The sequence below is a fragment of the Dysgonomonas sp. PF1-14 genome (genome assembly GCF_029892965.1).
Classification (GTDB): domain Bacteria; phylum Bacteroidota; class Bacteroidia; order Bacteroidales; family Dysgonomonadaceae; genus Dysgonomonas.
This window is the reverse complement of record NZ_JARXWN010000005.1, coordinates 129214-154049: the sequence shown is the minus strand read 5'-3', so window position 1 is coordinate 154049 and position 24836 is coordinate 129214. Positions and strand designations below refer to the sequence as shown.

Below are 24836 nucleotides of genomic sequence, written 5' to 3'. Positions count from 1 at the left end.
GACACTTAAAAATAAGATATTATGAAAATAAATATTTTAAATAAATCATTTTTACTGGCTTTTGTATGTATCCTGTTTGTTAGATGTAGCGACTGGACCGATATGGAGTCTGTAAACGATACCGATCTGAACTTAACTACAAAAACAGACGAATATTATGCCGCTCTTCGCGAGTGGAAAAACACTCCGGGATTGCCTCAGACATTTGTATGGTTCGATAACTGGAACGGAGTTTCTCCTACAGGAGAAAATAGCCTTAGGGGATTGCCCGATTCGGTGACTATTGCTTCAAACTGGGGCGGACATCCGAAATTCGATCTTAGCCCTGAGCGGAAAGCAGATATGGAATACGTGCAAAGGGTAAAAGGGACAAAAGTAGTAGTAACCCTCTTCTCGGCTAAGGTAGGAGACGATATGCCCGAAGATCCGATATATAATATAGGTAATAGCTCCGATGAAGCTGTTGTAAGACCTGCGATCCGTAAATATGCCGAAGCTATCTACGATGCCGTTGTTGAAGCCGGATATGATGGCTATGACTGGGACTATGAACCAAGTCAGGGAAGCGGAAATTATTTATGGAAGAATAAGACTCAACGAAGAATATTTGTCGAAGAATTGGGTTACTGGTTTGGCACAGGCTCTCAGAGGGTTGACCGTGACGGACGTAAACCTGCCATACCGGGACTCCTTTTCATTATCGATGGAGAAGTTGGCACATGGACACATATGGATAAGGATTGGGAATCTCAGTATGTAGACTATTTTGTACTACAAGCCTATGGCTCGATGACCGAGTCGAACCGTACGACTCGTGTCAGAGGAGTAATTCAGGATATGAGCGAACACATTGCCGCGGGTAGGATCACTGAACAAGAGGTGGTTCGCAGAACTATACTTACCGAGAATTTTGAATCTTATGCTAATTCCGGAGGTGGATTTTTAGGCATGTCGGAATTTATTTATGAACCCAATGGCCTGAATCAACAAATAGGCGGTTGCGGACTTTATCGTTCGGGATTCGATTATATACCTAAAGGAAAAGATGATTATGATGGCTCTCCTGAATATTATTTCTTGCGCCGGGGAATCACTAATTTGTATAGAATCTATTACGAAAGATTGAATCCTACGACACCCGATTCCGAAGAGTAATCATGATTTGTATATTAAGTAATTTTTGATAAAACAATCGCTTTATGAAAAAAAAGATATATATATTAAGCTTTGTTGTCGCATCCTTTGCCGTTTTGTTTGCAGGATGTGATAATGCAGAGTACGAAGTGAAAGATAATAGTGTATATTTGAGTGATGCCGCTGGAGCCACCAAATCTACTACTTTGACAATGGATGATGGAGTAGATATAACCGTTAATGTCCGTTTAGCAAAGAAAATAGATAAAGACGTAGAGGTAGAAATAAAGCTGAATCCATCATTGTTGGATTCGTACAATGAAGCCAACAATAGTGAATATTATCCTTTGACCGATCTTCAGCTTCCAGCCGGAGCTAAAGTCACAATCCCAGCCGGAGAGATAGGAGCTGTTTATACAATCCATGTCGATGATTTCGATACAGGAGGGAAACAATATGCTCTGGGCGTAGAACTGGGAAATGTAGTTGCCGGAGGTATAGAAAAATCTGCTTCTCAGTCGCGGTTTATTTATCTGTTGGCAAAACCATTGAATGTCTCTGTTCCTATATTAAACGGTAGATCTGGCGCAGTAAAGGCTGCTCCTGAAACTAATTGGGGAATAACTACAGCCCAGTGGAGCCTAGAATGCTGGGCACGTATGTCTGCATACAGTATAAACAACCAAGCTATCTTCTATACAGGAAGTGACGACCACGAGATCTATATCCGTTTCGGTGACGCGAATAGTCCTTACAATTACTTGCAGATTAAAACGTTGGGGGGACAAATTCAAACACCATCCGATCTTGAAGCCAATAAATGGTATCATTGGGCATTTGTATATGATGGAACTACTCTCACGATTTATCAAGACGGAGAAGAACGAATGAAATTTGATCCGCCTGCACCGGCAGGAGGTTCTGTACGTTTCGATTACCTACAGATGATATCCAGTGGTTCATATTTCAGAGACCAATGTGCCATGAGTCAGGTGCGCCTTTGGAAAACGGCAATATCCCAAACACAGATTAAAAATAATATGTACTATTCTGTGAATCCGGCCAATCCTGATCTGATAAGTTACTGGCCTATGGATGAAGGAGACGGAAACTCATTTGCCGATATTACAGGAAATGGACATGACGCAACTGCTGATACAGGTGTTGTAAAAGGTTGGGAACATGGTATCCGTTTCGATCAACAATAGGAATTAATATGATTTATTAAGAGTCTGTTTAAATTTCATAGCAAATCTTTTTTACAGCTATTTTAGATGGGTTTTGTATTTTTACTTGCCGATTTAGCCAACTAAATCAAAAGAAAATAGTAAAAGGTCGCTAAAAACTAATTGAATGAAACTGTAATAATAATTTTTGCCAGAACTTAAACAGACTCTTATTATTTGACTAAGTGCACTCAATTCGGGTTAGCCTTATTAATGAAGTTATAATCTGTATATCAACAACTTCAAGAGTATATAAAAGTCAGTTTGCATAAAATCTAAAAAGAATGATAAATACCATTTATTATAACATCAAACAATATCTTAGTAAGATTTTTACTACAAGTAGCCTCTTGTTACAATTTAGCTTTATTTGTATAGGCATTTTAGTAATGTCCTTACTGTCATGCTCTTCTAAAAAAGAGGTAGAATATTACGAAAAAAATGTAAAATTCACACAAAATCTAGATATTGAGAAAAAGATAGATATGGCCTCAAGATTAGTTCCAACTCCTCAACAGCTTGATTGGCAGAGAATGGAACTTGCTGCCTTTCTTCATTTTGGCATCAACACATTTACCGATAGGGAGTGGGGAACTGGTACGGAAGATCCTAAGATATTTGATCCGAAAAGTTTTGATGCCGATCAATGTGTGAAAACATTGAAAGACAACGGTTTTAAAATGATTCTGTTAACAGCTAAACATCACGATGGCTTTTGCTTATGGCCAACAAAGACAACATCCCATTCAGTAGCAAGTGCTCAATGGAAAAATGGGAAAGGAGATGTCGTTAGGGAGTTGAAAGATGCTTGTGACAAATACAACATACGCTTCGGGGTATATCTTTCTCCTTGGGATAGACATGCTAAATGTTATGGAACTTTAGAATATAATTCGTTTTTTATTGAACAATTAACTGAGTTGTTGACAAATTATGGTGAAATATATGAAGTCTGGTTTGATGGGGCTAACGGTGAAGGACCTAATGGGAAAAAACAGCAATACGATTGGGAACTAATTTTATCCACAATAAGAAAATTACAGCCCAAAGCTGTAACTGCAATTATGGGTGATGATGTCCGGTGGGTCGGAAATGAAAGTGGTATTGGACGCGAAACAGAGTGGAATGCTACTGTATTAACTCCAGCATGCTATCAAAGAGCAACTATCCAAAATAAAAATTTAGGAGTGAAAGATGAATCAGAAGATTTAGGAAGTAGAAAACTCCTAGAACATGCAACAGAATTATTCTGGTATCCTTCTGAGGTAGATGTTTCCATACGGCCCGGATGGTTTTACCATAAAGAAGAAGATCATAAAGTAAAATCTTTAAAAGAATTAATTGATATTTATTTTAAATCCGTTGGCTACAGTTCATTACTATTACTAAATATCCCTCCTGACACATCGGGATTGATAAATAAACATGACCAAGACCGCCTAAAAGAATTCTCTGAATATATAGAGGAAACTTTTAGAAATAATAAAATAAATAAGGGGGAACAACAATTAACACTGAAAGAAGGAAGCTATATTGAATATTTGCTAAAAGATAATTCCCCTATAAATACCATTCTGATACAAGAAGATATATCCAAGGGACAACGTATTGAGGAGTTTTTTGTAGAAGCATATATAAATAAAAAGTGGGTAAAAGTTGCAAATGGCACTACTATTGGATATAAAAGGCTTTTACGTGTTCCTGAGTTTACTTCGTCTAAAATGAGACTAACCGTAACGAAAGCAAGAAACACAGTAAATATATCTAATTTTGGAGCCTTTTATGCCCCACCCATAACAACAGAAGCAAATACAAAAGTTTTTAATGAAATAGATTCAAAAGACTGGCAAATAATCAATCCTGTAAATGTATCAAAATCAATATATGATGGACAATCTGTTATAGATTGGAAGAGCATAGATCTGTCACCTCTGGTTATTAGTCTTAGCAAGCCTACGGAAATTTCGGGTTTTACCTATACTCCTGTTGCTGGAGATAATAAGTCAGGCACTATTTTCAGATATAATTTTTATATAAGTAATGATGGTATAGAATGGCAGAAAATAATAGGTGAAGAAGAGTTTAGCAATATTGAAAATAACCCTAATACTCAATATGTTAGATTTAAAGAAAAATACAAAATTAATTTTGTGAAATTAGAAATTATCAGCACCATTGACAATAAAGAATATTACTCTATTGGGAAGTTTGGACTTCTATTATGATTATCGCATATAGTTTGTGACAGTATCCTTTTCAATGGACATATTATGTTTATGGATAAATTAATTACAGATTAAAAACTACCCCCTTTCGTGATTACAGTTTGATTTAATTTTAAAATAATAAGAATGAGTTATTTATGAGGAGTTTATTTTTACCAATACTATTATGCCTATTATTAGCTAATTGTACAAAGCAAAGGCCTGCTAAGACCTGTGATACATTTCAGGAAATGAAGGACCCCACAAATAATATCCTTTCAGACTGGAGCAAGATGCAAAGCGAAAATTTAATGGCATCATTCGTCAGTATCGACAACAAATACCCGAAGTCTGTAATACCCAATATAAAACAAAATATAGTTAATCAGAAGGTTACAGGCTGGAAGGGAGAACGGCTTTCGGCGCAATTATTGTTATGGTCAGCACATGATGTAGAACAGGTAGAATTGGAGTTTAATGATTTTAAGTCCGATAAAGGAAATCTTTCGGCACAAATTGCATTGGCTCGTTTTGTCCGTTATGTTATGACAGACGAATTTGCGGAGGGCTGTGGCCATCGTAAACCCGAAAACCATGAAGCTTCTTTAGCGCCTGATATGCTCGATAGCCTGGACTGTTTTAATATAAATGCTAAAACGGTAAGGCCTGTATGGATTACTGTTGAAATTCCACGTACAGCGCAGCCGGGAAACTATAAAGGGAATATTTGTTTATATGCGCGAGGTCAGAAAACTCAAAACTTTGAGTTGGAGATAGAAGTATTGGACAAAATACTTCCTCCTTCTTCTGAGTGGCAATTCCATCTCGACCAATGGCAACATCCAGGTGCAGTAGCGCGTGTACACAATCTGATACCATGGAGCGATGAACATTTCGAAAAAATGAAGCCTGTGATGGGAATGCTGGCCAATGCCGGACAGAAAGTAATTACTGCTACCTTAAATAAGGATCCGTGGAATCATCAATGTTTTGATGCCTATGATGACATGATTGTATGGACTAAAAACACTGATGGTACATGGTCTTACGACTATTCTGTATTCGACCGCTGGGTACAATTTATGATAGATACAGGTATAAAGAAAATGATCAACTGCTACTCTATGGCTCCATGGAATGATGAGCTGCACTATAAAGATGCTCAAACCCAAACGACTTTAACCCTAAGTGCTAAACCGGGATCAAAAGAATTTGAACAAATATGGGGAACATTCTTACCAGACTTTGTGAAACATCTAAGGGAAAAAGGCTGGCTCGAAATAACAAACATTGCGATGGATGAACGTAGCCCTGAAGCAATGAAAGCAACACTAAATGTATTGAAAAAATATGCTCCCGAATTAGGAATAGCTCTGGCAGACAATCATAAAAGTTATAAAAAATATCCTTTTATCAAAGATATGTGTGTAGGTGCTGAGAGTTCAGTAGATCTGCAAGATATCGACCAACGAAGAAAAAATGGGCTAATCACAACTTTCTATTTATGTTGTGCCCATCCGTTTCCCAATCAATTTACCTTCTCTGATAGTGCCGAATCAGCATATATAGGTTGGTTTACTGCAGCCAATAATTTTGACGGATTTCTACGCTGGGCTTTCAACTCGTGGGTAGAGAATCCTGAAATTGATTCCCGTTTCCGTACATGGCCTGCCGGAGATACATATATTGTATATCCCGAAGCCAGAAGTTCTATCCGATATGAAAGGCTGGTAGAGGGTATTCAAGATTATGAAAAAATACAGATTATAAAAAAACAACTTCTTAAAGGTAATACTGATTCAGATAGAATTAAATTAGACAGGATAAATACAGCTATAGCTAAATTGGGTACTGTCGAAAGAACCGAAACGTGGAATGATGATTTGAATACAGCTAAAATTTTATTGAATAAATTGTCTGAATAAAATATTTACGTGAGTTTAACATAAGGTATAGTACGCAATTGTTTGTTTATTATCTTTATAATCAATTGCTTGTGTTCTTTTCGGTAAAAGAAATAAGATTTAACTACAAAGAACACAAAGTGTTACACCAAGTAACTGTTTAAATAAGAATGCCAATCAAATTTAAACAGTTACTTAGTTCTCGAATAGAACTTATAACTAGTTGTTATCCAATAAACCACAAGGTAATAATAAACTGTATTTATCCCCTCAAGGTTTTACAGTGAGCCAAAAGAATTAGTCAGATACTGTTTCCTGTATTGGAATGGAGTGATTCCAGTCTGACTTCTAAAAAACTTACCAAAAGCCGACGGATCGCAAAAATTCAGCGTATCTGTTATTTGTTGCATACTCTGTTCAGAATATTTCAGCAAAATTTTGGCTTCGATAATCAGTGCTTCTGCAATCCAGTCTCTTGTGCTCTTGCCTGTAAGTTGTCTTAGTACAGAAGCCAGATATTGACTCGTAACAGATAGCTTATCGGCATAAAACATAACCTGATGCTCCTGTTTTCCGTTTTCCTGCAATAGCTGAAAAAAATTGTACATAAGATATTCCTGCCGCGATATCTCTTTACTTTCCAAGCCGTAATCATGTTCTATTAGTATATTTTCTACTTCGAGCATACATTCTATCAGATGTATTTTTATAATCTCTTCGCGGTGATGGTGTCCCTGCTGTATAATCTTTTGTTTTATCCGCTCGTAACATTCGGACACGACTGATACTTCTTTTTCAGATAATAGAAGTCCCGGATTTCTCCTGATATTTAAGAAACTGGCATGATATATACGGCGTCTGTTTTCCTCTACGCTGCTAAAATATTGCTGATCGACTATTAGGATATGTGCCTTAAAGTCATCGCTCACCTCTATTTTTTGCACTATATGTTCTGGTAATATTATAATGAATGCGTCTTTATTCATCGAATGTGCTGTGTAATCGAGTTCTGCTAGTAAAGTTCCTTCCTTTACTATAATAAAGATCATAACGGAAGTCCTGACCGGAAACATTTCAGGAATAAGGGATATATCACCTTTTTGTATCCCTCCTACAACTATATTGTTATCAAAGTTACAGAGAGCAAGTTTATAATTTGTTATTCCCAGATCGGAAAGACCTATTTGTTTTGTATATATCATTATTTTACCATAAAATATTCTCAAATTTAGTAAAATATTCGATATATACTATTTTTGTATTGTTTTATCCTCTGATACTATCTGATTATGAATTAAGTTTGTGTCAAATAAAAAAGAATAGTAATTATGGCAAAATCGTCCTCATTGACAAAAGGAAAGTCAATATTTATTATAGACGCACTGCTTATTCCTGTATTTATATTGCTTACTTATACCGGATTGAAACTGCATGTAGCAGACCATGTTGATAATCATGAAGTATGGGCATTCTGGGCACACTGGCATATTGTAGTGGGAATTGTCACCCTTGTATTAGGTTACTTACATGTAAAAGCTCACTGGGTTTGGTACAAAGGGTTGATAAAGAATGGAGCAGGCAAGAAAAGTAAAGTAACAATAGTTATTTCCATTTTGTTTGTCATATTGGTCGTAACCGGTATTATATTGGTTTTCTTTATTGAAGGAGGTAATTCCTCAGTCGGATTGTGGCATTACAGGCTGAGTCTTCTGATGGTAGCATTGCTGATAGCACATACTGTAAAGCGGTTTCCGATAATGATGAAGGGATTGAAGAACAAACGGAAAACAGAAAAATCTAAAAAACAACAAGAAGTAGTCGCCTGACATCAATAATTTTTCTTCCAACGCTCAAATTCATCTTTAGAGCGATTTACACAATCTTCTATTGATAAACCGTAATAATAATTACCCAATATATAAATATTACTATCCTGTCGTTTTTCTTCCACCTGATTGTTCAGATGTAAGTGTTGTATGCCTGTCGAAGCCAATTCATGGTTTGTCGCTACGGTTTCCATAATATCCTGAGCCGATATCCCCAAAACCTTACAGATAAGATCAAGCTTCTCCTGCTCGCTTTTCTTCCCTTTTTCGAAATGGAAAGTAAAACTTCTCAGCGTATCGTCTTCCACCATATCGCGTGAAACAGCAGACATAAATTCATCGGATAGCGAAATAACTCCTGCTACCTCTTTCAATGCCAGTTTATCTTTCGGAATGGTAATATTTACCGACTCAGATCTGAATACAGGAATAGTTGCTAATAGCTCGCTCAACAGGGGTTCTGTATTTTTCAATAGCTCGGCAGTTATTTGCGGATTTGTTGCCAATGCTACATTCTTTGCCTTATAAACTACACCTCCCGTTGTTTTTATAACGAAAATATCATTTTGCTTTTCTATCAATTCCACTTTCGAGCCTGTTTTTACCTCCAGTCCGTCTTTGTTTATAATATCTGTTATTAGAGTGTTTAGCCCGTTCTTGTATGAATATTTACGCGGGAACTCTTCAAATCTTCCTTTTCTGCGCTTAAGAAACATTTCAGCCGGATAGTTGTCGGCCGGTTGGCAAATAACGGCTCTAAAAGCATGCCGGAACAGCTTATCATAGTTTGTTTTGCCAAATATCGGACGAAAGTATTCGCGTACTGTTTTACCGGTCTTATCAGCCAGAAACATTTTTGGTATACTAAATATAAATGGAAACAGGGATATACCTGCAAATAGACTTTTTATCTTATTGTCATACAGTACATAACTTTGTTTTTTCAGAGGTAATACAGAATCATCAGCACCGATCTCTTTTACAATAGACAGAAGATGAGTATATGAATTGTAACAGGTATGCGAACCAAGTTCCCGCCAATACATAGGATTACTTTCTGTAGTAGCTGTCTGTATCTGTCCTCCTACCCTTTCGTTCTGTTCCAATAGCAGTGTTTTAGCACCTACAGTATGCAGATAGTGAGCAAATGAGATACCGCTTATCCCCGCTCCTGCTATTACACAGTCATATATAGTTTCAGTCATGTTTCAATCATAATTTTGTAAAAAACAAAGATACAATGAATAGTTGAATCTGAGTTCTGTGCTTGATTCTTTATCAGTCTTTCCCTATTTTTGTATATCTGCTAACTATCATATATTATTTGAAAGTGTAACAATTATGATACTTTCGGCAGATTCTTATTTATAATTTTGAACAGGAAAGTAAATAATCACTACATCTAGTGATTGACTCTTTATCTGTCTTTCTTTACTTTTGCATATCAACTAAATTGACCGAAAACTATCATATTTCCTGAAAGAGAATGAATTATAGGCTAACTCATTTGCTAATCTTATTTCTATCAACCATATCAGTCAGTGTATCAGCCGATGATGTACCTACTATTGATAGTGACTCTGTGATTCTGAGATATACGGCAAATGAAGTGGTGATAGAATCGTTTAAGCAAAATGACAAACTACTTGTAGAGCCGATAGCCGCTACCCTACTCTCTGCTAAGGAGCTGAAAGAATACAACATATTGAACATAAAAGAGGTTACGGCACTTGTGCCTAATCTTTATATGCCCGATTATGGCTCTAAAATGACTTCTCCGGTATTCATCAGAGGGATAGGTGCATCAAAGAACGCACCATCAGTCGGATTGTATGTCGATGGTGTACCCTATTTCGATCGCTCTACATTTGATTTTAATATTAATGATATAGAACGCATTGAAGTCCTGAGAGGACCACAAGGCACTATCTACGGACGAAATACGATGGGTGGTATAATAAACGTTTTTACCCGCTCGCCTTTTAAATATACAGGGACTCACTTGAATCTGTCTGCCGGTAACCATAATAATTACAGTACGGGTGTATCACATTACGGCAATGTGAACAATAAATTCGGCTATGCTGTATCGGGGAATTATATGCACTCTGGCGGCTATTTTGAGAATAAATATACAGAGAAAAAAGCTGATCCGATAGATGCCATATCGGCGCGTGCAAGGCTCAGCTGGCGTATACAGCCACGTTTGACGGCACATCTTGTGATGGCGTACGAATATTCCGATCAGGATGGCTATCCATATCGTATATATGATAAAGAGACCGGAGCAATAGAAGATGTGAATTACAATATTCCGAGCTTTTACCGCCGCAACATGTCTACTAATGGGCTTAATATAGAATATGTGACTGATAGTTATAAACTTGGCTCGCAGACTTCGTTTCAATTCTTTGATGGCAAACAAGGGCTTGATCAGGATTTTTCGCCAAAAGATAACCTGTATGTAGACTTCTATCATCGTCAACAGATGTATTCGCAAGAATTCAATATTCGTTCGATAAAAGAAGATAGCCGCTATCAATGGCAGTTCGGGCTTTTCGGATTTTATCAGAACTACTTTCAGACCAATGACGTAGACAACCGTACTACCGGAGAACATAAGCATACTTTACAGGATGTGCATAATCCGTCGGGAGGCTTTGCGGCTTATCATCAGTCTGTGATCAATGATATTTTCATTCCTAATTTGTCCCTTCTGTTAGGTGTACGTTACGATTGGGAAAAAACTAAGTCTACATTCGAGCGTATCACTCCTACCACAGTAGATGATCCGATGAAAGATAAATTGTCTTTTTCGCAGGTAACACCGAAAGGCTCTATACAATACAAATTCAGCAATGATGGTCTGGCTTACTTCTCGGTGAGCAGGGGATATAAAACAGGTGGATTCAACAATACTGCCGATAAAGAGGTGAAAGAAGACCGTACTTTCGATCCAGAACACAGCTGGAGCTATGAGGTAGGTGCCCGATCTGGTTTTTTCAATAATCTGTTGTTTCTCGATCTTACCCTTTTCTATATCGACTGGAAAGACCAGCAGATAACACAACCTAAAACACTGAGTAGCGGTTTTATCCTACGTAATGCAGGAAAGACGGTCAGCAAGGGATTAGAGTTTTCGGCACAGGTGAATCCATTGCGGAATTTTAATTTTCAGTTATCATACGGTTATACCCATGCCAAATACAAGGATTATAAGAAAGGAGATATCGTTTACGACAAAAACTATCTGCCTATGATACCGCAGAATACCCTGTCATTGGCTGCTAATTATACAATCGACGTAAGACAGAACTGGCTCGACAATATTGTTTTGAATGGCCAGTACACTGGAGTAGGAAAACTCTACTGGGATGACGAGAACGATATTATGCAGAGCTATTACGGGCTGTTCAATGGACAGGTGTCGTTTGTGAGAAAACAGGTATCGGTAGACCTGTGGATGAAGAATATAGGAAACAAAGATTATATCACATATTATTTTTCCACATCTACAGGGCGGTTTGTCCAAAAAGGGAAGCCGTTTACATGTGGCATCAATGTGAACCTTAAATTTTGAGCATGAAAGTAGACATACATAAAGGAGGGAAACTATTTACATTCTTTTGCCTGTACATTGCACAGTCGATTCCGATGAGCTTTTTCTCAACGGTAATTCCCGTAATAATGCGACAACAGAATTTCTCCCTTGAGACTATCGGGATGCTGCAACTGCTCAAACTACCATGGATACTCAAATTCCTGTGGTCGCCGGTTGTAGACCGTTCTACGTACAAGCTTATTGACTTCAAACGCTGGATATTCTCGTCCGAACTGATATATGCCGTTATTATATTTGCTGTATCTTTCCTTAATTTTCAGACTACCCCTTATCTGATCATAGGGCTTGTGATACTATCTTTTATCGCATCGGCCACACAGGATATAGCGACAGATGCACTGGCTGTGATTTCGTTCAGTAATAAAGACAAAAGCCTCGTAAACAGTATGCAGTCGATGGGTAGCTTTGCCGGAGCTATGGTAGGTGGCGGACTATTACTACTACTTTATCATAAATTCGGGTGGGGCAATCTGTTACCATTCCTTGCCATATTTGTACTTATCGCCGTTATTCCGCTGATATTCTTCCGTACAGGTCAAAAAGGCAGTATCATAAAAGAGAAACAAGCCGAAAAGGCTACCTCAAACGACATACTCGGCTTTTTTAAACAAAAAGGAATCTGGAAACAAATAGTATTCCTCTTCCTGTACTATGCCGGACTGATAGGTATATTGGCAATGCTGAAACCTATGTTGGTAGATAACGGATACAATATGAAAGAAATAGGTATCATGTCAGGAATTATAGGTACATCGATCGGCTGTCTGGCATCTTTCGGCGGTGGTTTTGTCGTTCGCAAGATAGGACGCCATGCTGCCCGCATCCTGTTTGCCGTTTGTACACTTGCCACAGCTATCTACTTTTGTCTGCTGGTAACCGTTCTCCCTATCAATATAGCGACTCTTCATTTCGGTATTTGCATATTGTGGGGCAGTTATGGCATGTCGGTTATTGTAGTTTACACTACGGCTATGGACTGTGTACGTAAGGGATATGAAGGAACAGACTTTACTATACAGACGGTTATCACTCACTTGAGTGGTATTATTATGGGAGTAAGTTCGGGTAAGATAGCAGCCATGATCACATACAAAGGGCTATTTGTCGTTGAAGCCTGCATTGCTGCTATATCGTTGATATTTATATTGTTGGCATTTAAACTAAGGAGCCCCTCCAACCTCCCCGAAGGTGAGGCTTGAGGCAAAGCCGCGAAAGAAAGCGTAATTGATACATTGTACGGTATTAGCTAAAATCGACAGAATCAAAATGAAATATTTATAAGCATTAATTAAAATATCCTCTTTATAAGTCCCCCTTGGGGGATTTAGGGGGCTTGAAGAAAAATGAAACAAGAATTACTGAATAAGTACAGCATACCTGTACCGCGCTATACGAGTTATCCTCCGGCTAACTTCTTTAACGAATCGTTTACAGCCGATTCGTATGCCAGTGCTGTAATTGCATCGAATGGTAAAAATTCGGGTCATATCTCCATTTATATACATATACCATTCTGTTATCAGCTATGTTACTATTGTGGCTGTAATTCGCAGACATATAAGGAAGAAGCTGTAACGAACAGTTATATAGATGCTCTAAAGAAGGAGATTAGAATGACCCTGCCGTTGCTAGATCATCGCCGAAAAATATCGCAGATACATTATGGTGGAGGCACGCCTACTTCTCAGCCAGTTTCGGTACTGAAAGAACTGAATCAGATGTTCTTATCTGAATTTGACTGTATTGAAGACCCCGAAATCGCTATAGAATGCCATCCGGGTTATATGGACGAGGCTTATTGGAATGAGCTGACTGATGCCGGCTTCAACAGAATAAGTATAGGTATTCAGGATTTCGACAAAGATGTATTAAAAGCCGTAAACAGACGTGCTGCATGTATGCCGATAGATGATGTGGTGCAGATAATTCGTAGTAAAGGATTGTCGTTGAATATGGACTTTATATACGGTCTGCCATTACAGACACCGGAAACATTTACGCATACCATAGAAAAGGCTATATCTCTGAAACCCGACAGAGTTGTTACATTTTCTTATGCTCATGTGCCTTGGGTAAACGAATTGCAGAAGAATCTGGAAAAAACAGGTTTACCATCGCTAGAAAACAAAAGTGCAATGTACGGAACGGCTAAACGGATGATGACGGAAGCCGGATATAAGACTATTGGCCTTGATCATTTCGTACTGCCCGATGATGAATTATACACTGCCCTTTTGTCAGGAAAGCTACATCGCAACTTTCAGGGATATTGCACCCGCCGTACTACCGGACAGGTATATGCTTTCGGACTGACGGGGATTAGTCAGCTCTCGACAGCTTACAGCCAGAATACAAAAGATCTGGATACATACATTGCTCAGGTGAACAAAGGCGTGTTTCCTATTGCAAAAGGTTATGTGCTAAGTGACGAGGAACAAGTAACGCGTGCTGTGATTTCAGCACTAATGTGCAACTATACAGTCAACTGGCATGCCATTGCTGCTGATATGCGGATTCCAGTGGACAAGGTGATGGCTGCACTAAACTATAACACAACTGCGCTGAACGAGTTTGCTGAGGACGGAATCATCGAATTTGACAACGATCATATAACTATTCTGCCTGCTGCCACACCATTTGTGCGCAATGTGGCGGCCTCATTCGATAAATTACTGGGTACTAAGGAAAACCGGTATTCAAAATCTATCTGATTTTTAGCTATATTGCATCACCTCGTTTATTACAAATATAACGAGGCTGAATATAAGTGACGAAAAAAAACAGATAGCCAGTATTTTGAGGCTTTTCTTCAATATAGAGATTATTCCTCCAATAAGCAGGACGGAAAATATGGTACCGAATATAAAATTGACAACAGCCCGCCCACTGGAATTCATGTGGTTGTATTCGGTCTGCTCTATGCCTATTCCCTGCACATAAGTGTCTACAGCTACCGTGCCGGAATAAATAGATTGGGTAAAGTGTGCGTATGCCATATATCCGCAGATAGCGATAGTTAGTACAGCTATCACCCAAAATCCGGTATTGCTTTTTTCTGTATATTGTTTGTTATACTCGTAGTCCATAGTTGATTTTATAATTTAAGAATCAAAAAAATCATTACTTATATATAATTCTTAATTCATAATTAATTTACACTTTGTCTTTTTGTCCAAACTGCTGTAAGTCTTGTCCTTTCAGTGCTGCTGCAACCAGATCGGGCAAACGATCGGGGGTACAGGCAAAGCAGGCAATACCCAGTTTGCTGATTTCCTTCCCCAAATTTACATCATAATCCGGTTTCCCACTATCGGAAAGTGCTAAAAGTGTAATAACTTTAACACCTTCCTCGTGCATTTCGGACAAACGGCGTAATAAGCCCTTACGAACACCACCTTCGTAGAGGTCAGAAATGAGGATAAACATTGTTTTACGGGGATTCTCTATCAAGTCCTGACAATAAGCTACAGATTTATTTATATCCGTACCTCCACCCAATTGTACACCGAAAAGCATATCTACAGGGTCTTGGCGGCATAGTTCGGTAAGGTCGGTTATCTCTGTATCGAAGGCAACCACATGCGTGTCTAAGGCAGGCATACTGGCGAATATAGAACCCATCACCGAAGAGTAGATGATAGAATCGGCCATAGAACCGCTTTGGTCTATATCGAGTATCACTGTCCAGTTTTTTTGCTTTTGAGTACGTTCAAAGAAATAGAATTTTTCAGGGATTAGACGCTTTGTCTTGGTATCGTAATTTTTGAGATTACGATTGATAGTCCGCTTCCAGTCCGTAGAAGCGAAATTCGCTATCGGTGAGTGTGCTTTCTTATTCAATGCGCCTGTAACAGCACGGCGGAGGTCTTGCTCCATCCGCTTCATTATTTCATCCACCACGCTTCTTACCAGTTCGCGGGCTGTATCTTTAGATTTCTCTGGTATCTGCCCTTTCAGTGCCATCAGTGTGCCTACCATCGAAATGTCAGGCTTTACATTTTTCAGTGTCTCCGGCTCGAATAGTAATTTTGTCAAACCTTTGCGTTCTATGGCATCTGATTGAATTACGCTAACCACATCCTGCGGAAAGAAAGTTCGTACGTCAGTAAGCCATTTAGCTAGATTGGGCATCGAACGGCCTTTGCCTCCTTGTTTACCCGATCCCCCACCCTGCGACGAATCTCCGTCATATATAGCAGCCAGTGCGGCATCCATTATCGATTCCTGTTCACTTAGCCCCACATTACTCAAGGCGCGTGTATCTTCGCCAAGAATGAGGCGCCAACGGGTCATATTTTGTTTTTTTTCTATTTGCTCCATTTAATTAAAGTTGTGCTAAACTTTCCACAATATTATATTGTTCTTTCAAAAAGTTAACCCTGTCTCTTTCATTACATTTTGTAATCAATGTAGATTGCTGTTTCTTTGTTTGTATCCAACGTTTTACCTCTTCAACTGTTGTTTTGTCGGTAGATGCAACTCCATTGAGTAAAAATGCTTTTATTATAGTTAACTGATAATGAGGAGTGGAAATGTAAATATAATTAGTATCTACATTTACGTTCGAAATATAGATATTCACCTCTTTTCCGGTTTCGTTAAATTTTCCGGTGTTCGTTAATTCATCTATTTCATCCAGAATATCTACAACATCCTGTTTTATAAGCAGGACGTCTTCTTTAGTAATCCGTCCGACCTGATAAAAATACTTGATATCGGTAACCAGATAATGAAAAAGTAAACGATCGAAGATATAATCGGCGTGTAATAGCCTTGCCCATTTTACATATTCTTTGCGGGCTTTTTTTAGCTTATTTGAGATAACTATATCATTATAACGAATCCCTCCCTGCTTTTTTTGCGAGCTATACTTCCATTTGAACAGATAAAACTTGGATATATGTTCACGATTAACGTACAGTGGTTGGGGTAATATATTGGTAATTTCACCAGCCTCGGGATTCGGAACATTTGTGAATGTTTTCAGTATAGCTGTCATCTCTTCGAGTAACGAAAAATCCGATTCGGCAGGATTAATATATTCTATTAGTTTCAATTTAAATGAATGAGACTCTTCCTGGCTGATCATTTCCATATTATCCAAAGAAATGCCTAAATATCTGGAAATGGTCATTGCCTCCGAAAAAGTAAATGGAATCTCTCCTTTCATTCTCTTATGCACAGCACCCTTTTCTATATGTAGTATATCTGCAAGAAGATCTACTACAACTGTTTTTTGTGAAATCTTGCGTGTTATTTCTTCCAGAAAGCTATTATAAATCAGTTCGTTTTTCATGATGATTATCTTTTTATCTACTGATTGGATAAGTTGTAACTCTGATTTACATTTATACTTGTTCTATATCACTCATGTGTATCATAAAGATATAAAAATAAAATATGAGTAGAACTCTATTCGTTATTTCTTTTTGTAGACACTACGCAAAAAAACAAAAAGACAGTCCTCAGGCAATCAAAAACGTTGCTAATTTTTCATACGATTCGGGAACTGTACTTCCAAAAGCCTGAAAAAGTAAGTTTAATGCTACGAAGGCGAAGAATATACCTGCTATAATTTTTTACTGTTTCATGTTCCTTAAAACTCAAAATCGAAATCATTCAATTCATCCAGCTTTTCCGTCTCTGTCTCCGTAAGTTCAGCCTGTAATATTTCGGCTGTATTTTCTGCTCCTGTACCCCAGATGTCACCTAACAATTCGGCAATACTGTTCTTCTGATTCGGCTCGAAATCACCAAAAGCCCGCCGCAGAAATACCACTGAACGGAAAAACTCGTCATCGTCAAGTTGTTCCACATACTTATCCAGTTCGCGCCAAAGCGGTACGCGTGACAGTAAAGCATAACGGTTACGCCCCGACAGCCCCTCAAACCATCCCGCACCTAAATCGGCAGGCACACCCGGCGACAGGCGTCGCGATACTTCTTTTGCACAATCGTCTTCTGTAGCCAGATTATGTTCCAATAGGATAGAGAATGCCACGCCCGAAAGCTTGGTGTTCAGATCGTCGCGCCAAGCCAGTTTGTGTAGCTCTTTTTGCCATGTTTCCACATCGACCGTATCGTATTGCTGCTGCGATATCAATTCCATTATATTTATTGCCTGCACAATACTTGTTGCGGCCTTGTCGTCGCACGAAGAAGATTCGATAAGCAGTAGCGACGAGCGCAAAAACAACTGTTGCAATATAGGAATCAGTGGTGCCAGATTGAACTGGCGCAGGTCGCCATATTGTATAAGTACCGACAACTCGTGTGCTGCATTCGCCGTTTCCTTAAAGTTATTGGAATCGACCAACAGGCGTTGCAATGTACTTAGTGCGTTATCGAATATACTAGTGAGATGACATTCACAGGCTAACCGTATGATTTTAGCGGCCAGAGATACATCGGTACATTCATTGAGCTGTTCTTTGAGTTCGTAAGCGGCGGCTATTTCTACTGTTTCGCCTTTCAGATTGGCTTCCACAATCTCTATTTCCACTTCCGGAGTCCAATGCAACACCCACTTCTCTGCCCATGTAGCACTATCCTGTGATACACGAACCTGTTCGGCAAAGTGTATACCAAGCACCTTGAGCCTGTGAAGGAATGTAGAACGGTTCAGATCGATAAAAGCTGCTTCCTGTGTCTTTACTTTCAGGTTTTCGCGCAAATCGAGTGTAAGATCTTGTGCTACTGCTGATTTATAATTTGTGAGTTTCAGGCGTTTCAATTCCTGATTCATATCTTCCTGTACGGGTGTCTGGCTCACCCCTTCGGGCAGACTACCGATAGCTGTACCGATGTCGATCATATTAATAGCTTCGGCTACAGGAGACAATTCTCCTCCTCCGAAACATGTTATCACCGCATCGTGCAGGTCTTTGAGTACAGGCATAGAGCCCGAGCGCATAGATGTGAGTGCATTTGCCAGCCTTACGGCTTCTATCACACTTGCCGAAGAAGCATTGTTCCCCCTGTCGCGCAATACCTTTGCCACTTTAGACAGATATACGGCAGGCAGATCGCTGAGCTTATCTTTTTGTATAGCTTTCCACATTAGCTCAAAATAGTAGGGTGCATTGTTGCCTGCCCCGTAGCCTGTACGGCTGCTTAGTCTCAGATACGAATATGGCATCAGTGTTAGCTGAGATGTAGCACGCGGTATCTTATTCAGTTCGCTGTCCGACATAGACGGCAATTCGAGATTAATACCCGCCATGTGGTATGCTCCGACAATGATAACAATTTCTTCCGGCTTGAAGCCTTCGGCGATAGCTTTTTGTATCTCCCTGCGCATGTGCGCTTCACGTATCAGATTGTACGAAAAATCGTAAGGTACGGCTTCGTATTCCTTGTCTACAACCATATCCCTTATCTGGGACGATTGAAAACCAAGTCCCTCGCGGAATGTTCCGGCATTCAGATTATGCTCGAAATTGCGCTCCCAGTAACTTTCATAGTTATCTTCATTATACTGTCGGGCTACTCTATCGTACAATCCGTTGTGGAACATATAGAATTCTCCGGCGGCTTCGTTTGCTTCCTTGCCCCTCTCCTGCCGCAACTTGAGCATAATATCGGCAGGCAGGTCGATAAAGCGCACATCGAGCTTTTTCTTCACTCCCCAACAGATAGCCTGATATTCGGGAGAATAGGCTGCAAACGGATAGAGTACCGTCTCGATGGGTAGTTCGGTTGTATATGCCAGTAAGGCGATAGGTGGTTTAACATCTTTCTGCGCTATATGGCTTATTATAGCTGTAGCGTCCGAAGGGCCTTCTATCAGGATACACTTGGGGTTCTTTTCTTCAAGATATTGTATCAGATGATAGGATGCTCCCGGCGAAAGATGGCGTACACCGAATATATTTAGTTTATCAGTCATTCTCTCTATTATTCAAACTTAAGTCCTGATTCAGCATCGAATGCAGCTCTTTCTTCGGGCGACATTCTGTTACGTATTACTTTAAAGGTATAACCACCATGAGTTAAACCAGTCTGAGCATCTATATACAACCAATCGCTGACTTGCTGTGGATCTACAATTACCGTATCTCCGTATTTATATCCTATATTTTTATCTAAAGGTTCATTGTCCAGAATTCCGGTAAACGTATCATCGTTTAATTGCAGATTGCCAACCCACATATGTTCTTTTCCTGATACCTCAGAAGGAAATCCAATCTTTATTGAGAAAAAATGAGAATTCCCGTTTTCCTTGTTGTCCTTAAATGTTTTCTTAAATTGATCGAATGAAGAAACAGCTTTTGACATTGCTTCATTCATTTCTTTATCTTCTTCGCTTATCCGGGATACAGTTTCGTCACCGACTTGCCTTGTCACAGGTTTTTGTGAGTTATTGCAAGCTATAGAGACTATACCTATTGCCAGAATTACAAATATTTTTCTCATTCTATCATCCGTTTATATCACTGCACGTATTGTATAATCCGCGCCACGAAGCCCCGCGTTTTTTCATCACGTTTTCGAGGTATTCCTTCCATACTAGTTTGTCCTTATCTTCGTCTTTTACAACAGCACCTTGCAATCCGGCAGCCATATCTTCGTCGGTGATGGTTCCGTTGCCAAAACTGGCAGCTAGTGCCATACTGTTGGTGATAAGAGAAATGGCTTCGGCTGTAGAAATCACCCCACTTGGCGATTTCAGTTTTTGCTTTTCGTCGAGCGTCATGCCCTGACGAAGTTCGCGGAAGATGGTAACAATCTTTTCTACAGCTTCGTTTGTCGGCAAGTTGGCTTTCAGTCGATAGTTGCTCGATATTTCGGCAACACGTTTCGTTACGATGGAAACTTCGGTTTCAAGATTTGCAGGAGCAGGCAGTACAATAATATTGAAACGGCGTTTCAGAGCCGACGACATATCATTTACTCCCCTGTCGCGTGTATTTGCAGTTGCTATAATAGAGAATCCGCGTTGGGCAGGCAGTTCTTTTCCGAGTTCGGGTATGGCAATCGTTTTTTCGGACATAATGGAGATCAAAGCATCCTGTACTTCGGATGCACAACGCGATATTTCCTCGAAGCGAGCTACCGATCCTGTTTCCATTGCGCGGTAGATAGGGCTTTTTATTAAAGCTTCGTTTGACGGTCCATTAGCTAACAGCATGGCATAATTCCACGAATAACGGATATGCTCTTCGCTTGTTCCTGCCGTACCTTGTATTACTTTTGCCGAATCGCCGCAGATAGCAGCCGTAAGGTTTTCGGACAGCCACGATTTTGCTGTTCCCGGTTCACCGATCAGCAAAAGAGAACGGTCGGTCAGCAGGGTTGCAATAGCTATTTCTACAAGACGGTCGTGCCCTATGTATTTAGGTCTTATGTCCACGCCATTAGCTTTTCCGCCGATAACGAATTTCAATACAGCTTTGGGCGATAGTTGCCATCCGGCCGGCTTTTCTTCTTTTTTATCTTCTTCTTTCAGTGCTTCTAGTTCGTGTGCGTATAGTAGTTCGGCGGGTAGCCGCAATACGTCTTCTTTTTTTTCTGCCATTGTATGTTGGTTATGAGTTATGAATTTAGGGTTGATGTTTCTATTTCATCAGCTATATCGTTATATACTTCAAGCTTATTCTTTTCGTATAATTGGCGGAATTTAGCTGCATATTCTTTCGGAAATTGTGCCCAGAAACCAATATTCTTCAATCTGTTGAGCGCATAGTAATATGTATTTTTAGGGAATCGCTCGATAGTAGAATATATGGTTTCAAAACAGCCTTTCACCTTTCGCGAAACGAGCAATTTGAAGATTGTGATCTGATCGCCCGGCATGGTAGTTTTAGTCAGAGAAATAAGATGTTCATCAAATTTCTTACTTTGCGGCTCCATTGCATTTATCAGTTGTAGAGCCTGATCATATTCATAGTTCCATTTTGCCTTACGGTTTTCAAACAGAGGATATAACAATCCTGTCCAACGCGGATCAATCTTGTCAGTAAAGACTTCTACATCTTTATCGTTATAATAGTAATAGTTGCTGCCATTGGTATATACATCGTAGAGGCTACCTATGCTAACCGATTTCCGTAATTGCGTACCGAATGTATCGAATACTTTCTCTTTGGAATAGCCATACTCTACTGCCGTATAAAAATAGTTATTCCACAACGGCCATCGCCAGTGAACATTAGGGATAGAGTCGATATGCTGCTCATAAAATGCTATTACTTTAGCTTTATCGAATGTATTGAGACAACCAATAGCAGCATGTGTAACACGGAATGCCGTATTCTCCAGCAAATTCTTTTTAGCTGATACCAGATCGTTGTATTCTTTGCTTTTCAGCACTTTTGCCAGAAAGTCAAAGACCTCCGGAGTACCTTTGTTTTCAAACACTTCGAGATCGACACTTAATTTCTCCAGTTTATCGACCAGCACTTTATCTTTTTCATCTTTATTGAGGGCTATGAACTCTTCGAACGACTTGCTAACCTGATCAAAAACTTCCTGAAAAAAAAATGGAAGCTTCGAAGAAGCTAGTGCTGTCACTATCGGCGCCTGATTGCCTTTGGTTTTATTATTGATATAAATGTCTTTCAGCTTTTCGAGACTGGTTCGTGTTCCGTATTTTGCTAATGCTTTGTAAGCAGCTTCACGAACAAGTTTGTTCTTATCGTCGGCCAGTTTTATAATCAGTTCTTCGTTCTTCGGATCATCTGCCATAATAATAACAGCTTCGGCTTGTAGAGCAGGCAGAGATTCTGCCATGATCTTATCTATCATCCCCTGTAGTTTGGGATAACCGAACTGGTACAGAAGGCGCAAGCGTCTTGTTTGCTCAGTCTTGTCTTCATATCTGAAGTTTTGCAGCAAGAAAGGGATAATGGGTTTACCGACTTTCGGTATGATTGTTTTTTCCACATAGTCGCACAGTTCGGTATATTTATCGCCTAAGGCAACATCAAGGTACTGATAGGTACGCGAATCGTTGAATACATTGCGTTCGAGTGCATCTTTCAGTATTTCCAACCGTCCTGAATTGCTGGTAGTGAGCGCTTGCATTACAGGCTTCAGCTGCAAGTAAGAATATTCCGTATTTACTTCTTCGATAGGGATATTGGGGATATGTTCGCTTTCTTGCACATCGGTTTCTACTGAGTCGCCTTGTGTATACAGAACGGAATATAGCAAAGTAGATACCGACATCAGCTTATCTGCTGACTGTTGTGAATCGGTAATCAATAGGTCTTCGATATCTGTTGCCAGTTTTTTGAATACAGGAGCTTTCTCGCCTAATTTAGTCAGTACAGGTATGTGTTTCTGTAGTCGCGGGTCTCCTTTTGCAAATTTACTTCCGGCAATGAATAAGCGGTTGATTTCCTGTTGGAGGTCGTATAATGGTTGTAGTCTCATATTTTTATTGTTTCAAAATTTCAATATATCAAGATTTCAAAATTGAGATTAGTAAAGTAGTCGGATTATTTTCTCAGGGGTGATAAGTGACATAGGCTGAGCTGACAATAATCCTGTCTGCACATCGTTGTTCATCATCACAGCCAGAGCAAAACCCTGTGGATTTGCAGGCAGTATAGCCTTTAGGTTGGTAGCCGAAGATATATTCTGTTCCTGGATATCTTTCAGTGTCAACTTATTGCCTAAGCTATCTTCTATCACAAGGTTATCGCCATTCAGATAGGCTTTGTGCAGTGTAAGCAATACAACCGGATTTTTATCCATCAACGGGTTCTTTATAGTATTCTTCACCGACTTTATGGTATCGGCATAGTTGCCCGATGCAAGCGCCAGAATAGATGTGAGGTCTTTTACCTCTATTATTCGTTCTTTTACAGCTTCGGGTTCCCAGCGGACGCGCGGGTTCTGGTCGCCGGGATAGATAAACATTTCTTTGAGTTGGAGTACATCGAAGCTGCTATTATCCTCTTTGATATACTTGGCAGCACGATATGGTCTGTAGTTCTTGGTCTTGTATAGTTTTCCCGATTTGAGATTGAGCCAGATACCTTCGTCTACATATTCCTTGAGTGCCGGATTGTCGTAGCTGTTGAAAGATAATTGCACGAGTTCGCCGTTTTCTTCATATAGTCCGTACTGCATCAGTTCTATAAGTTTCCAAACATAGCCTATTTGTTCTTCTATAGCCGAATCGATTTCCGGATCGGCTTCGGGATCTTCTTTCCGCAGATTGAGGTAGGCTGTACTTTTCTTCAACAGGGCGGAAATATAGTTAATTTGGTCGATAACGCGTGTATATTCTTCGTTTTCTCCTTCGCCCAGTTCGAGCAACAGGTCGTTGAATGCCCTCTGGATACCATTAATATAGTAATTACCCAGTTCTTTCACCTGTGCCTGTAGTGTGCGGCTGATCTTTGCATCTACAGACGACAGTCCGGTCTGCACTATATCTTTTAGTATTTTGCCTGCTATTTCGATTCCGGCGAGCTGTGTGTCTGCTTTTTTTATAAAGGCGGCCTTGTTTACTTTCTTCGGTTTTTCGGCTTTCTCTTTTATTGTCTCTTTTTCCTGTGCTTTCTTTTCCTGTTTTTTCTCTATTTTCTCACGCTTAGATGTTATATCTTCGGGCACATCGGCTACAGCAAATGCCCCGCTATTGGCTTCATAAGCGTATAGTAGACCTATGGCATGTTTGCATGGAAATTGACGGCTTGGACAATTACATCTGAATACGGGGTTATTCTCTTCGATATAATCAGCCGAACAAAAGTAGGGATTCTTTCCGCTTCCGGCACATTCGCCCCAGATAAGGTTTTTCTCAGCTGAAATTTTAAGATTGGCAAATTTGTTCTTTTTTACAAGATCGCGTCCGTTTTTGGCGGCATCGGCATTGGGTGCAAGCTCCTCGATCTTCTTTTGTGTTATTTCCATTATTTAATCTTATAGTATTTGTTTACATTCGTGCGAAGACAAATACAAATTTA

At 39.5% G+C, this 24836-nt stretch carries 18 protein-coding genes; 8 read left to right on the top strand and 10 right to left on the bottom strand.

The genetic code is table 11. From position 1 onward, the window contains the following. The first annotated feature begins 21 nt into the window (after window positions 1-21). From M2448_RS08275 to M2448_RS08260, 4 genes are all read left to right on the top strand, one after another. Window positions 22-1155, top strand: a complete 1134-nt coding sequence (locus M2448_RS08275; protein WP_280645677.1) for a glycoside hydrolase family 18 — start codon at window positions 22-24, stop codon at window positions 1153-1155. A gap of 44 nt (window positions 1156-1199) precedes the next feature. Continuing rightward, complete coding sequence (locus M2448_RS08270; protein WP_280645678.1) at window positions 1200-2342, top strand: DUF1735 and LamG domain-containing protein; 1143 nt, start codon at window positions 1200-1202, stop codon at window positions 2340-2342. A 407-nt stretch (window positions 2343-2749) separates the two neighbouring features. Beyond that, window positions 2750-4585: an alpha-L-fucosidase gene (locus tag M2448_RS08265; protein ID WP_280645784.1), complete on the top strand. Its 1836-nt coding sequence runs from the start codon at window positions 2750-2752 to the stop codon at window positions 4583-4585. Between the two features lie 230 nt (window positions 4586-4815). Then, window positions 4816-6489 (top strand): glycoside hydrolase domain-containing protein, encoded by a 1674-nt coding sequence (locus M2448_RS08260; protein WP_280645679.1) that lies wholly within the window; start codon window positions 4816-4818, stop codon window positions 6487-6489. 257 nt (window positions 6490-6746) lie between these two features. Here the strand turns inward: M2448_RS08260 and M2448_RS08255 are convergent, their stop codons facing one another. Continuing rightward, window positions 6747-7670, bottom strand: coding sequence for a helix-turn-helix domain-containing protein (locus tag M2448_RS08255; RefSeq protein WP_280645680.1), 924 nt, complete (start codon window positions 7668-7670; stop codon window positions 6747-6749). A gap of 126 nt (window positions 7671-7796) precedes the next feature. On the opposite strand from M2448_RS08255, the gene M2448_RS08250 reads away from it, so the two are divergent. Then, window positions 7797-8294 carry a DUF4405 domain-containing protein gene (locus tag M2448_RS08250; RefSeq protein ID WP_280645681.1) on the top strand — a complete coding sequence of 166 codons (498 nt, stop codon included), beginning with the start codon at window positions 7797-7799 and terminating at the stop codon, window positions 8292-8294. A gap of 2 nt (window positions 8295-8296) precedes the next feature. On the opposite strand, the gene M2448_RS08245 is transcribed toward M2448_RS08250, so the two are convergent. Further along, window positions 8297-9499: an FAD-dependent oxidoreductase gene (locus M2448_RS08245; RefSeq protein ID WP_280645682.1), complete on the bottom strand. Its 1203-nt coding sequence runs from the start codon at window positions 9497-9499 to the stop codon at window positions 8297-8299. 281 nt (window positions 9500-9780) lie between these two features. Between M2448_RS08245 and M2448_RS08240 the strand changes: the two genes are divergently transcribed. The 3 genes from M2448_RS08240 to hemN all read left to right on the top strand — a co-directional run bounded on the left by M2448_RS08240 (window position 9781) and on the right by hemN (window position 14627). After that, a complete protein-coding gene (locus tag M2448_RS08240; RefSeq protein ID WP_280645683.1) occupies window positions 9781-11874 on the top strand; it encodes a TonB-dependent receptor in 2094 nt (697 codons plus the stop codon). 2 nt (window positions 11875-11876) lie between these two features. Further along, the gene (locus tag M2448_RS08235; protein ID WP_280645684.1) at window positions 11877-13115 is read left to right on the top strand and encodes an MFS transporter; all 1239 of its coding nucleotides are present in this window, start codon (window positions 11877-11879) and stop codon (window positions 13113-13115) included. Between the two features lie 144 nt (window positions 13116-13259). After that, a complete protein-coding gene (hemN, locus tag M2448_RS08230) occupies window positions 13260-14627 on the top strand; it encodes an oxygen-independent coproporphyrinogen III oxidase (protein ID WP_280645685.1) in 1368 nt (455 codons plus the stop codon). A gap of 3 nt (window positions 14628-14630) precedes the next feature. Here the strand turns inward: hemN and M2448_RS08225 are convergent, their stop codons facing one another. The 8 genes from M2448_RS08225 to M2448_RS08190 all read right to left on the bottom strand — a co-directional run bounded on the left by M2448_RS08225 (window position 14631) and on the right by M2448_RS08190 (window position 24783). Continuing rightward, the gene (locus tag M2448_RS08225) at window positions 14631-15002 is read right to left on the bottom strand and encodes a hypothetical protein (protein ID WP_280645686.1); all 372 of its coding nucleotides are present in this window, start codon (window positions 15000-15002) and stop codon (window positions 14631-14633) included. Between the two features lie 67 nt (window positions 15003-15069). Further along, window positions 15070-16236, bottom strand: a complete 1167-nt coding sequence (locus M2448_RS08220; protein WP_280645687.1) for a VWA domain-containing protein — start codon at window positions 16234-16236, stop codon at window positions 15070-15072. A 4-nt stretch (window positions 16237-16240) separates the two neighbouring features. Then, a complete protein-coding gene (locus M2448_RS08215; RefSeq protein ID WP_280645688.1) occupies window positions 16241-17212 on the bottom strand; it encodes a hypothetical protein in 972 nt (323 codons plus the stop codon). A gap of 300 nt (window positions 17213-17512) precedes the next feature. Next, on the bottom strand, window positions 17513-19804 hold the full coding sequence (locus M2448_RS08210; RefSeq protein WP_280645689.1) for a DUF5682 family protein: 2292 nt from the start codon (window positions 19802-19804) through the stop codon (window positions 17513-17515). An 8-nt stretch (window positions 19805-19812) separates the two neighbouring features. Then, window positions 19813-20331, bottom strand: a complete 519-nt coding sequence (locus M2448_RS08205; protein WP_280645690.1) for a DUF2314 domain-containing protein — start codon at window positions 20329-20331, stop codon at window positions 19813-19815. Between the two features lie 4 nt (window positions 20332-20335). Further along, window positions 20336-21433 (bottom strand): AAA family ATPase, encoded by a 1098-nt coding sequence (locus M2448_RS08200; protein WP_280645691.1) that lies wholly within the window; start codon window positions 21431-21433, stop codon window positions 20336-20338. Between the two features lie 17 nt (window positions 21434-21450). Next, window positions 21451-23292, bottom strand: coding sequence for a HEAT repeat domain-containing protein (locus tag M2448_RS08195; RefSeq protein WP_280645692.1), 1842 nt, complete (start codon window positions 23290-23292; stop codon window positions 21451-21453). Window positions 23293-23340: 48 nt separating this feature from the next. Then, entirely contained in the window at window positions 23341-24783 is a 1443-nt protein-coding gene (locus tag M2448_RS08190; protein WP_280645693.1) for an SWIM zinc finger family protein, read from the bottom strand. Between the last annotated feature and the right edge of the window lie 53 nt (window positions 24784-24836).